9 protein-coding genes and 1 riboswitch are annotated in these 11692 nt (G+C 35.5%); of the genes, 6 read left to right on the top strand and 3 right to left on the bottom strand.

Going from position 1 to position 11692, the window contains the following annotated elements:
* Positions 1 to 47: 47 nt before the first annotated feature.
* Positions 48 to 755 (bottom strand): CpsD/CapB family tyrosine-protein kinase, encoded by a 708-nt coding sequence (locus AC5LWL_RS03085; RefSeq protein ID WP_493432955.1) that lies wholly within the window; start codon positions 753 to 755, stop codon positions 48 to 50.
* Complete coding sequence (locus tag AC5LWL_RS03080) at positions 745 to 1527, bottom strand: YveK family protein (RefSeq protein ID WP_493432954.1); 783 nt, start codon at positions 1525 to 1527, stop codon at positions 745 to 747. Before AC5LWL_RS03080 ends, AC5LWL_RS03085 begins: the two co-directional genes overlap by 11 nt.
* A 464-nt stretch (positions 1528 to 1991) precedes the next feature.
* Here AC5LWL_RS03080 and AC5LWL_RS03075 point away from each other — a divergent pair, with 464 nt between their 5' ends.
* The 6 genes from AC5LWL_RS03075 to scfB all read left to right on the top strand — a co-directional run bounded on the left by AC5LWL_RS03075 (position 1992) and on the right by scfB (position 10488).
* Positions 1992 to 3107 (top strand): glycosyl hydrolase family 28-related protein, encoded by a 1116-nt coding sequence (locus AC5LWL_RS03075; RefSeq protein WP_493436524.1) that lies wholly within the window; start codon positions 1992 to 1994, stop codon positions 3105 to 3107.
* Between the two features lie 334 nt (positions 3108 to 3441).
* A riboswitch (cyclic di-GMP riboswitch) is annotated at positions 3442 to 3526 on the top strand.
* 32 nt (positions 3527 to 3558) lie between these two features.
* On the top strand, positions 3559 to 3708 hold the full coding sequence (locus AC5LWL_RS03070) for an anti-repressor SinI family protein (protein ID WP_493432953.1): 150 nt from the start codon (positions 3559 to 3561) through the stop codon (positions 3706 to 3708).
* Positions 3709 to 4173: 465 nt separating this feature from the next.
* Complete coding sequence (locus AC5LWL_RS03065; protein WP_493432952.1) at positions 4174 to 5856, top strand: methyl-accepting chemotaxis protein; 1683 nt, start codon at positions 4174 to 4176, stop codon at positions 5854 to 5856.
* Positions 5857 to 6477: 621 nt separating this feature from the next.
* Positions 6478 to 8157 carry a methyl-accepting chemotaxis protein gene (locus AC5LWL_RS03060; RefSeq protein WP_493432951.1) on the top strand — a complete coding sequence of 560 codons (1680 nt, stop codon included), beginning with the start codon at positions 6478 to 6480 and terminating at the stop codon, positions 8155 to 8157.
* 263 nt (positions 8158 to 8420) lie between these two features.
* Entirely contained in the window at positions 8421 to 8570 is a 150-nt protein-coding gene (gene scfA, locus AC5LWL_RS03055) for a six-cysteine ranthipeptide SCIFF (RefSeq protein WP_493432950.1), read from the top strand.
* Between the two features lie 514 nt (positions 8571 to 9084).
* Complete coding sequence (gene scfB, locus AC5LWL_RS03050) at positions 9085 to 10488, top strand: thioether cross-link-forming SCIFF peptide maturase (protein WP_493432949.1); 1404 nt, start codon at positions 9085 to 9087, stop codon at positions 10486 to 10488.
* Positions 10489 to 10739: 251 nt separating this feature from the next.
* On the opposite strand, the gene AC5LWL_RS03045 is transcribed toward scfB, so the two are convergent.
* Complete coding sequence (locus AC5LWL_RS03045; protein WP_493432948.1) at positions 10740 to 11678, bottom strand: Rpn family recombination-promoting nuclease/putative transposase; 939 nt, start codon at positions 11676 to 11678, stop codon at positions 10740 to 10742.
* Positions 11679 to 11692 lie beyond the last annotated feature (14 nt).

Here is an 11692-nt window from a genome sequence, read left to right as displayed (position 1 = left end):
CATTAAGTTAAAAAAATAAATTCCGTTTTATATTGGTACTATTTTTACTAGATATAATAATACTCTTTTTGCTTCACTATACTCTTCTTATCTATATTATTGTTTAAAATAACTCCTAGTAACTTCGTAGTAGATGCTGCTACTAGTTCCTTTGCATGTATTAATTGTTCTATTTCACTTTTTCCACTTCTTGTTACTAAAATTGTTCCATCACATTGATTAGACAATATCTGTGTATCTGCAACTGCTAGTATAGGCGGTGTATCTATTAAGATTAAATCAAAGTTTTCTAACGCATCTTTTAAAAGAATTGCTAACTCTGATGATCCTAACAATTCAGAAGGGTTTTGTGGAATTTTTCCACTAGGCAGGATAAATAAATTAGTATATTCATTGTCCATCTTTATTGCATTTGCCAAATTACATTGATCAAGAAGTACACTTGATAAACCAATTTGATTATTTATATCAAAAGTATAATGTACAGCTGGTTTTCTTAAGTCAGCATCAATTAGCAAAACTTTTTTACCCTTTTGTGCAAATACTACAGCTAGGTTAGACACGGTCGTTGTTTTTCCTTCATTAGGCATGGCGGATGTTATCATAAGAATTCTTCCATTTTCCTTCATCCAATACTCTATATTTGTCCTAATTTTTCGATAGTGTTCAGAAGCAATAGATTTTGGTTCATACTTAGCGATTAGTTTTTTTTGAAAATTCCGTATTTTTCTTCCACTTATTTTTTTATGAACCAAGCGTCTCACCTCTATATTCTGTTTTTATTTTATTTTCTTTAAAGATTTTTTTTCTCGATTTTATTGGTGGCACTACCCCAAGTATAGGGATTTGCAACGAAGCTTCTATATCCTGCTTCGTATGGACAGTACCGTCAAAATAATCAAGTATTAGTGTCAGTCCTATTCCTATCACCATCCCTACAAGCAAGGATATTATTATATTTTGAATTGGCTGTGAATTAATAGGTGCTTGGTTAGGAAGGTATTTAGCTTTTGCCAATATCTCAACATTATCTATTTTCATAATTTTCAGAACTTCTTTTTTAAATACTTTTGCTATTTCATTAGCTATGATTACAGCATTTTCCTGATTCTTATCTGTAACTGTTATATCAATTACTTGAGATTCTTCTTCACTTTCCACTTCGAACATTCCATTTAATTCTCCTACTGATTTCTGCAGGTTTAATTCACTTATCACTTTTTCTAATATTGCTGGACTCTTCATTATTGCTATGTATGTGTTAACTAATTGAAGGTTGGTTTGCAGCTGAGAAGAAGTGTAATTATTTACCTCTTCCTGATCGTCTTTCTTTTTCTTAGTTGTTATAGCTTTTTTTCCGGTAGAATCATTTATTAGAAGTTGAGTAGAAGCTTGATATTTCGGTGTTAGATACTTATATGATATGAAGCCAGTTGCTAAAGCACAAATCAACATGATACTAATAATTAATAGCACTCTTTTTTTGATTGTTTGAAAGAAATCTTTTATACTAATTGTTTCGTCCATGTTATCCTCCTAATAGTCAATTGATTTGTTTCGGAAGTTGAATTTAAAAAAATTCTTAATAACTTTCTTATCCGTTCTTTATAACGTACATTTATAATAGCATCTTCTTCTTGCTTTTGGAAATAGTTTTTTTAAATTTTTCCAAAAAAGAAGAAAAATTTTTCATTATCCCTTTATTATCAACTTTATAGAATATTGATTTCTTTTATTTCTCTTTTTTTCTAACAGGAGATTTTTATACTCTAATTAAAATTAAATTTTATTTACTATTTTATTGGTATCGCTTTCATATTTATTTCTAAATAAAGAACAAGATAACAGGATAATTCTTTTTATTGATTCTTTATAAAGAACATATTATACTAATAAAAAACCTAATTTGCTTATATTTCCAATAACACTTCCTACGAAAACAGCCTCCATTTTTGATTAAATTAAATACTGTAAATGCTAGTTACTATTAAATAGCAATAATAAAGGAGGTTATTTTCATTCGAAAAAAAGATTTCCTAGTTATCATTTCATTTCTTGTTGTTATTGCAATCGGTCTTTGGATTTGGAATATTAATAGTAAAGAGGAAACAGCAGCAACAGATCTTAAACAGGAAAATCATGTTCACGGAGCAGTATTTAAAGTTCAAGACTTTGGAGCCAAAGGAGACGGAAAAACAGACGATAGTGAGGCAATAAAAAAAGCGTTTAATACTGCTAGCAAAGCAGGAGGAGGTACCGTCTTTTTTAAAAAAGGAACTTACTTCGTCACATCCACTATATCTGTACCTAAAAATATCTCCTTATTAGGCGAAGGAAAAACAAATACTACTTTTAACAGAACCGATAAGAAACAAGAAAGTATATTATCTCTGGCAGGCGACCAAACATTACAAGACATTGGCTTCAAAAGTAACCTTGGAGTGTTACCAGCTGGTGACAATATAACCATACTCGATTGTAAATTCACAAACACTACTCAAGGAATTCAAAATTCAATAACTGTTCATAATTTATCTATCATTAATAGTTTATTTGAAGGCTCGGGATATGGGATATTATCCAATCTAAATCCAAGCTACAATGTAAAAATTATTAATTGCCGTTTTAAAAATAATACATCGGATGATATTGAAATTAATGCTCCAAGTGAAAATTGGCTTATTGAGAACTCGGTTTTCGAAAATAATATCAGTAAGTCCCCAAATGCGGGATTTGCAGTTGGCATTGCCATTAAGGCGAAGAACATCACGATAAAAAATTGCTCCTTTAATAAAATAGCTGGCCAAAGCGTCCATGTTGAGGATTTTGCTGAAGCTACTATTATTAACTCCAGTTTTAAAAACAGCGGTGTCCATGATTATCCAGGAGACCCCGAAGCTGATATAGCCGTTTTATCAAATGCTAAAGTAACCGTTTTGAACTCAATCTTTTATGAGTCAGACATGGGCTATAGCAATCTTGCTATCTATAATACAGACTTGCCAATTGGAGGAACAGTTACCGTAAAATCTTCAAAATTTTATCATAAAAAAGTGAGCACGCAAGTAGAAGTAGTGGATAGTGAATTTATTGGGGAGGAAAAATAACAATCTTTTAAGAAAAACTGGACTCAATTAGATTTTCTTCCCCTTCTATGAGGGCATATCAGAAATGCTTTTCTTTTAAACTTACTATAAATAGCACCAAATGGAAGTTATTTATTATTATTCAAAAGAGATAATCTAACAAAAACAAAATCCTTTATAAAGTAATCACCATAGAAAAAAATGAAGTTAATAACGAAAGAAACATTATCCTATTAACATTAATGATGCGTTCATTGACGATTTTATTTTTTTAACTTTTCTTATTGAATTTATCGGAAAACGATAGACGCTTACTATTTGATATTTCAGAAAATTAAAGTATATTAAATATGAATACAGTTAAAGGCAAACTTCTCGAAAGAGTTGGACGCAAAGCAACAGATCTAAGGTTTTAAAACTATGATGGCTGTGCTGCCTGTAATATTAGGGTATTTTAGGGAGGTTTAGGAAAATGTTACATCCTTTCGTTAATAAAAAGGATTTAGACAAAGAATGGGTCGAGTTGATTCAAGAGGCACAAACGATTGGCATTCCTATTGATGTAATTAGAGACTTTCTTCACCAATCACCTAGAACGGCACAAACCAATATCCCTGAATAGCTATCATCCTTTCCATCTCTTATTTTTTTAAAACCAATGTATTCATTTATTGTTTCTGACCCTTTTCAAGAGTAAAAGACAGCATTATGTGCTGACTTTTCCATTTAATAACAACCGGTTCCGCTTCGGAACCCCAGGGAGGTTTCTCTTCTTCCCAATAAATGCTTCTCCAACATACATATTCTAGATTCTTCATTCCGCTTGTTACTCTTTATTTCACAACCCCATCCAACCTCAATCTTCCATACTATACCCCTCATCCATATGTTTAATGAATAGCAAGTACCTACCCTTTTATACTTTTTACCAACTAATTTTTTTATCATCCATACATTTTTCAGCTCCTTCTTCCCTCCCTTTCACTAGTTACCGTTTTCATTTCAAAAATTTGGCTCCACTCCCTTTACATACATAATTTTTCCATGTAGAGTATCAAATGAATTAGGTCTATTGGGGGATATGTTAATGAAAAGTATCAAGCAAAAAATCATTGTATGTTTTTCTATTATTTTATTATTAATTATTGGTATTTCGAGTGTCGGGTTTATTGGGAATAAAAAGGCGGAAAAAAGTTTACAGAAGATGCTTTCCGAAAATTACGAGCAGGCTTCTCTTACAAATGATATAAACGAGAGTTTTAAGCAGCGAATTATTTTGGCTAGAGACTATATTTTATATCATGATTCTATTTATAAAGAAAATTTTATGAAGGAAAATGAAAAAGCAGTTGAATTAGAGCAGCGACTAGCTTCTGTTATGGGAGAGACAGAGGCATTTCAGCATGCTTTAGAACGGACCAATCAATGGGTGAAGCTAGTACTTGATAAGGTATTTCCTCTCTATGAGCAGGAGGGAATGGTTCCAGCAATTGCTTTAATGAGGGAAATCTGTCAACCAGTGTCTGCAGATGCGATCAACTCATGGAACGGAATCAAAAACGATTTTGATCACAAGATGAAAAATGATGGCAAGGATATGATAGATGCAAGTCAAACACAATTAAATCTGTATCTATTGCTTGCGTGTATCGCAGCTGTTTTGGCGATTATCCTTTCTATTTTATTGTCTCTTAACATTATTAAACCAATTCGTGATGTAGTAAAACGACTAACAGAAATTGCACATAATAACTTAACAGGAGATCCTCTTTCTTTTAACCGAAAAGATGAATTTCAACAGCTTGCTAATGCTACAAATAGTGTAACGAATAACTTACGGGATATGGTCACAAAGATTACGAATACAGAGAAGCACCTTATTGCCACTTCGAAAGAATTAGTAGAAAACAGAGAGACGATAACAAATAAAGCGAATGATTTGTTAGGTATCGTTACCTCTGTTACGAAGGGTTCACACACCCAATTGGAAGGAGCAACAGAGACAGCCAATTCGATGGATTTTGTCTCAAACAGTATCACCACCATTGCAAATTCCACTGCCTCTGTTTCTAAATATACGATTGGTGTTAATTCACATGCTTCTGAAGGAGAGGGCGTTATTCAGCGGACGTTAGCGCAAATGGAGAGAATTGATTCTGCATCCAATCAGACTACTTCTATTATCGATTTGCTGGAGACAAGAACAAATAAAATTGGTCAATTAACGGACAGCATCACTGAAATTGCCGATCAGACGAGTTTACTTGCATTAAACGCTGCAGTAGAAGCAGCAAGAGCAGGCGAAAATGGAAAAGGATTTACAGTTGTTGCCGATGAGGTACGAAAATTAGCAGAGCAGGCAAAGAATTTTTCCAAACATATTGTCACATTAATTTCTGATATTCAGACAGACACAGTTAATATTATTGAATCTAATAATGAAAGCAAAAAAGAAATAGAAGAAGGCTTAGCAGCGGTTCAGTATGCAGGGTCCGCTTTCCAAAATATCTTGGAATCGATTCGACATATTACCTCTCAATTACAGGAAGTATCTGCTTCGTCAGAGGAAATATCGACAAACACGGAAGAAGTCACGGCATCTGTACAAGAGCTTGCAGATATCGCCGAACAAAATGCCAAAAGCAGCAATCAAATGCAATCCTCCACCCACCAGCAGCTTCGTTACATGGAAAATGTTACAGAAACGATTGATCAATTAAATGAAATGGCACAAGAGCTGCGAGGAATCATGGAGAAGTTTGACGTGTAATAGGAACCGGTTTCTTCTCAAAGGCTAGGAGAAACTTTGTGAGTTGCCAGGGAAAATCCACCTGTTCCTACCTCTTTCGGCAATAAGGACAGGTGATTTCTTTCAAATTCTCTCTTCTTAAATCTCCCTATTTACAAAATAACCATATATATTGTCTATAAACTTTCATGCTATTATGGAAAGGATTTTAGAAACAATGTATCTCCTTTCAAACGGACAAACACATGGGAAAATTTTCGGGCTATATTACCAAAAAAGCTAACTCCTCGGGTACCACGCAAATTTATTCATTTAAAGTTTTAAACATATAGGAATAATTCCTTTACATTATTATGTATCCCCCTCTATCTTCTTAAAAATACGCTCCAAAATCCCAATTGAATACAACCATTTCATTTCATTCTAGCAACACTTTTCTACACCAATTTCCATACAAATTCTACTGAATCATTATTCGAGTATATCAACTAAATCCAATAAACAAAAATAGAATTTAAACCATTTATTTCCTTTGTTTTAGTTACCTATTTTCATTTTAAAGATTGTATATTTTTCTCTTTACATACATATTTTTTCCATGTAAAGTAGTCAAATGAATTAGGTCTATTGGGGGATAAGTAAATGAAAAGTATCAAACAAAAAATTATTATTAGTTTCTCGATTATTTTATTATTAATGGTTGGGATTTCATCTATTGGATATGTGGGAAATAAGAAAGCGGATGAAAAACTGGAAAGTCTTCTTTATCAGAATTATGAAAGGGTTAGTGTTTCTAGCCAGTTAATTGATAATTTAAGACAACGAATTACCGCGGCTAGAGGTTATCTTTTATTTGAGAAAAGCAGCTATAAAGATGATTTTCTCCAAAAAACAAAAGAATCAGATGAACTAGAGAGACAGCTTACTTCATTAGTCGGAGATCGAGAAGATTGTCAGCGTGCTATAGAACGGATGACTGAATGGGAGCAATCCTTAACAGAGCAGATTTTTCCTACCTATGAACAAGAAGGAGCGGAGGCGGCCATTACACAGATGGAAGAATTGGCACCAATATCGAAAGAGGCTCTCAACTCCCTCCTTAGCATTAATGATGATTTTCATGAAAAAATGCTAACCGAAGGCAACAGTATGCTTTCTTCTAGTCAAACCCAGATGAATCTCTTTTTAGTTATAGCGAGTATTGGAATTGTATGTGCTGTTGTGATCTCTGTTTTACTTTCTCGCAGCATTATTAATCCAATAGGAGCCGTTGTAAAAAGGCTAGCAGAAATTGCGAGCAATAATTTAACTGGAACCGCTCTTTCTTTTAACCGAAAAGATGAATTTCACCAGCTTGCTTCCGCTACGAATAGTGTGACAACGAATTTACGGGATATGATATCAAAAATTACCGCTGCAGAAGAAAATCTGAGTGTGACCTCTAAGGAGCTTTTTCATAATAAGGAAGTGTTAACAAAAGAAGCAGGGGATGTTCAGGAAGCTGTTTCTCATGTTGCTAAAGGTTCTGGTGCACAGCTAGAGGGCGCCACGGAAACAGCTAATTCAATGGAATATGTGACAGGGAATGTGACAGCGATTGCCAACTCTTCTGCTTCCGTTTCTGAATACACGGTCGGTGTGAATAAGTATGCTTCCAAAGGAAACGAAATGATTCAGCAGACCATTATGCAAATGAAAAAAATTGATTCTGTTTCAAGCCAAACATCTTCTATTATTGATTCTCTTGAGAAAAGAACAAATAAAATCGGTCAATTAACTGGAGCAATCACAGACATCGCCGACCAAACAAATCTGCTTGCATTAAATGCGGCAATTGAAGCTGCAAGAGCAGGGGAAAATGGAAAAGGTTTTACCGTAGTGGCAGAAGAAGTAAGAAAGCTGGCAGAACAATCTAAAGATTCTTCTCAGCATATTATCGAGTTGATTTCGGCAATCCTACTGGATATGACGAATATTATTTCATCGAATAATGAGAGCAGAACGGAAATTTCCAATGGCTTAACGGCTGTTCAAAATGCAGGGGAAGCATTCCATAACATTCTGGAATCGATTCAGAATATAACCTCTCAATTGCAAGAAGTATCTGCTTCCTCTGAAGAAATATCTGCCAACGCAGAAGAAGTATCCGCTTCTGTTCAAGAGCTTGCAGGTATAGCAGAGCAAAATGTAGTCAGCACCAACCAAATGCAATCCTCAACAGAACAGCAGCTGCACTCCATGGATAAAGTCGCTGCGACCATTAATCAATTAAACGAAATGGCACAAGAATTAAGAGCGATTATGGCAAAGTTTGAAATTTGATAGGAACCGGTCTCTATAGGAAGCAAGGGAAAATCCCTTTGCTTCCTTTTTATTTTTCCTCCATGTTCAATAATCCCCAGTCCTTCCTTCTTATGAAGCAACTCTTCTACTTTTCGATACTTTATTAGCTCTACACATAAAAGAAAAAAAAGACGAATTGACGTAAAAGCAACCTATTGATAAAATGAGCACGGGAAAGTTTGTGAAAACATTCACTTTCTCAACGTTTGCAACATAATTATATTAGAAAGAAGGCACGAATAATGAAAAGAATCATTACTCTAAGCACTCGTACACTAATGGATACAGTAAAACACGGTGGCTGCGGCGAATGTCAAACTTCCTGCCAATCAGCTTGCAAAACATCATGTGGAGTTGCCAATCAAAAATGTGAAAACGCAATGAACAGATAAGAAGACGAAGAGACGAGTAATCATTAATCAATTTTAAGGTTACTCGTTTTCTCCTTCTATCCCTTATTTTGAAGTTAAGACTAAGTTGTTTTCGTACATTTTGTTGTTATGAAACGAGTTAATTACTTTCGACTTCAAGATGTCCGCTTTCCGCGGGGGTTTACTTGAATCTATCGTTACACTTTCGGGATTCCATTGTCATCAAATTAAGATTCTATAAAATCGTAATATCTTATAAATTATTGGTTTGGAGAGGCGTCTGCTCGACTCCTATGGGAATTGCGAGACAGGTGCGACCCCGCAGTGAAACGAGGAGGCTCCCCGCTCGTCCCATGGAAAGCGAGCAGTAAGCCTCCGTCAACCCTACTATTATCAGTACTACGAAGCGGCTCAGACGTAGCACGCAGGAAAGCGAAGTGTATTCCGGCTGCGGACTCAGTGAGATCGCCAATTTTATAAACAACCATCTATACGAAAACAGCCTTTATTATATATCAAGAGGAGTTATGCTAGAATGATTCATCAATATAAACTAAACGACTACAATATTGTCCTTGATACGTACAGTGGATCCGTGCATGTTGTCGATGACCTTGCTTATGACATGATTGCACTCTATGAAGATACTACTGAAAATAGCTTGATTCATACAATGCTAGAAAAATATAAACACGACCCTGCGATTACGGAAAAAAGCATCCGTGAAACGATACAGGATATCGAAGCACTTAAACAATCCGGACAGCTTTTTACCGAAGATCAATATAAGGAAATCTCTTTTGATTTAACGAAACGAAAAACATATGTGAAAGCTCTTTGTCTAAATGTAGCCCATACTTGTAATTTATCCTGTGATTATTGTTTTGCCAGTCAAGGGAAATACAACGGCGACAGAGCAATTATGAGCTATGAAGTTGGCAAAAAAGCGATCGACTTTCTGCTGGAAAACTCAGGATCCCATCGAAACCTGGATATCGACTTTTTTGGCGGAGAGCCTTTAATGGCATGGAAGGTTGTAAAAAGAATCGTTGCATACGCTAGAAGTCAGGAAGAAGCTTATCAAAAAAACTTTCGCTTTACTTTCACAACAAACGGCATGCTGCTTAATGACGAGGTAACTGCGTTTTTAAATAAAGAAATGCATAATGTTGTATTAAGCTTAGATGGAAGAAAAGAAGTCCATGATCATCTTCGCAGAACGGTTAATGATAAAGGAAGTTATGATTATATTGTGCCGAAATTCCAGCGCTTTGTACAACAGCGTGGCGATAAAGAATATTATATTCGTGGAACGTACACGCATAATAACGTCGATTTCACGAATGATATCTTTCATGCAGCCGACCTTGGCTTTGATAAGCTTTCCATGGAGCCTGTTATTTGTAATCCAAAAGAACCTTATGCCCTGACCGAAGAAGATCTTCCTGAAATTTATCGTCAGTATGAAATTCTGGCAGAAGAAATGATCAAACGCGGGGAAAATGACGAGGCATTTACCTTCTACCATTACATGCTTGATTTATCAGAAGGTCCATGTGTGCAAAAAAGAATATCAGGCTGCGGTTCTGGTACAGAATATCTTGCTGTGACACCTTGGGGAGAGCTATTTCCATGCCACCAGTTTGTCGGCGATGAGGATTATAGCATGGGAAATATTTGGGCAGGTATTAAAAATGAACCGCTTCAAAGCCAATTTAAAGAAAGCAACTGCTATTCCAAACCACAATGCCAAGACTGCTGGGCGAAAATGTACTGCAGCGGCGGCTGTCCTGCCAATACCTTGCATGCAACTGGCTCTTTAAACGGAAAAGATGATTTCAGCTGCGACATTTTCCGAAAACGAGTAGAATGCTCGATGATGGTAAAAATCGCAGAGACAATAAGAGAAATGGAAGCACAAGAGGTTGTGCAGCCGTAATAAAAGAGATAAATTACGCGAAACAATGAATGACTGTTAACCTAGTGTGCTGGTTGACGGTTTTTTTTTTATAGATAGGAGAATCAGGGCATTTAGATAGAGCGTAATGACATTTAATCCACGACATTGCACCTGTCCCCCAGTGCATTCAAATGCTTCGAGTAACAATAACCATCGCACTGCCATGCATTTACCTCTTCATACCTTTGTATAATTATGAGAACATTTTATTTTGATTTAAAGAGACTTCATTATTGATGGTGAAGAGTATTAACTTCCTCTTTTGTAAGGCCAGTAAGTTCACATATCGTTTGAGTGTCTATCCCTTTTTGAATCATGCCAAGTGCCAATTCCTTCATGGCCTCTTGCCTTCCTTCTTGCCTTCCTTCTTGCCTTCCTTTTTGTAACCCTTCTTGTTCGCCCTTTAGTAACCCTTCTTGTAATCCTCTACTTTCCGCTCGTTTTAATGCGGATTTTTCGTCCAATAGAGCTTTCCTTCTTGCTTCGTATGCAAGCAATACATCAGGATCTTGACTGACACGTTCCCATTCGTGTATGGCTTTTTTTAATACTTGATCTTCTTGCATCGCAATCTCCTCCAGTACTTGCGTAATTTCTTCGTCTTCAGATGCTTCGAGTAACAATAACCATCGCACTAATTGATCTTCCCTTGGGTCGACTTCTTTTTTCCGCCATTTGATAAGAAGTTTAGGAAGTTCCATAAAATGAATTTCTAGCATGTCGGTTAACAATAATTTTTCTTCTCGTTCATATAATTGGAAAACAGAATGATAATGATGAATGTGGGATAAATAACGGAAGTTGACAATGTTAATCGTAATCGTTTGGCACAGCTCGCTGTAGTCCATGCCTTCCTTCATTTGGCTGCTGTACATTTTAGACCAATAGTAAAGGGTTCTTTTTTCCATGTCATGCTTATTATTTAGTTGAATTTCAATATTTATGCGTGTTCCATCTTCTAATTGGGCATGTACATCTAGGATGGATTGTTTATCGTCTTGGTTTTCTTTATTAAAGTGCGGATCTAATAGGTGAACGGTTATTATTTTCTTTTCCTCTGGTAAACGTAGAGCGGCATTTAAAAAAGCAGCTAAAATAGATTCATTTCCATGCGTCCCGAAAAGAGATTTAAAGGCAAAATCGACACGTAAATCTAATCGCTTGGTCATAACAGCCTCCTTCA

It is taken from the genome of Niallia sp. WK069_GA_01, assembly GCF_983173855.1.
Note: the sequence above shows the minus strand (reverse complement) of the source record. Positions and strands in the feature narration are given on the sequence as shown.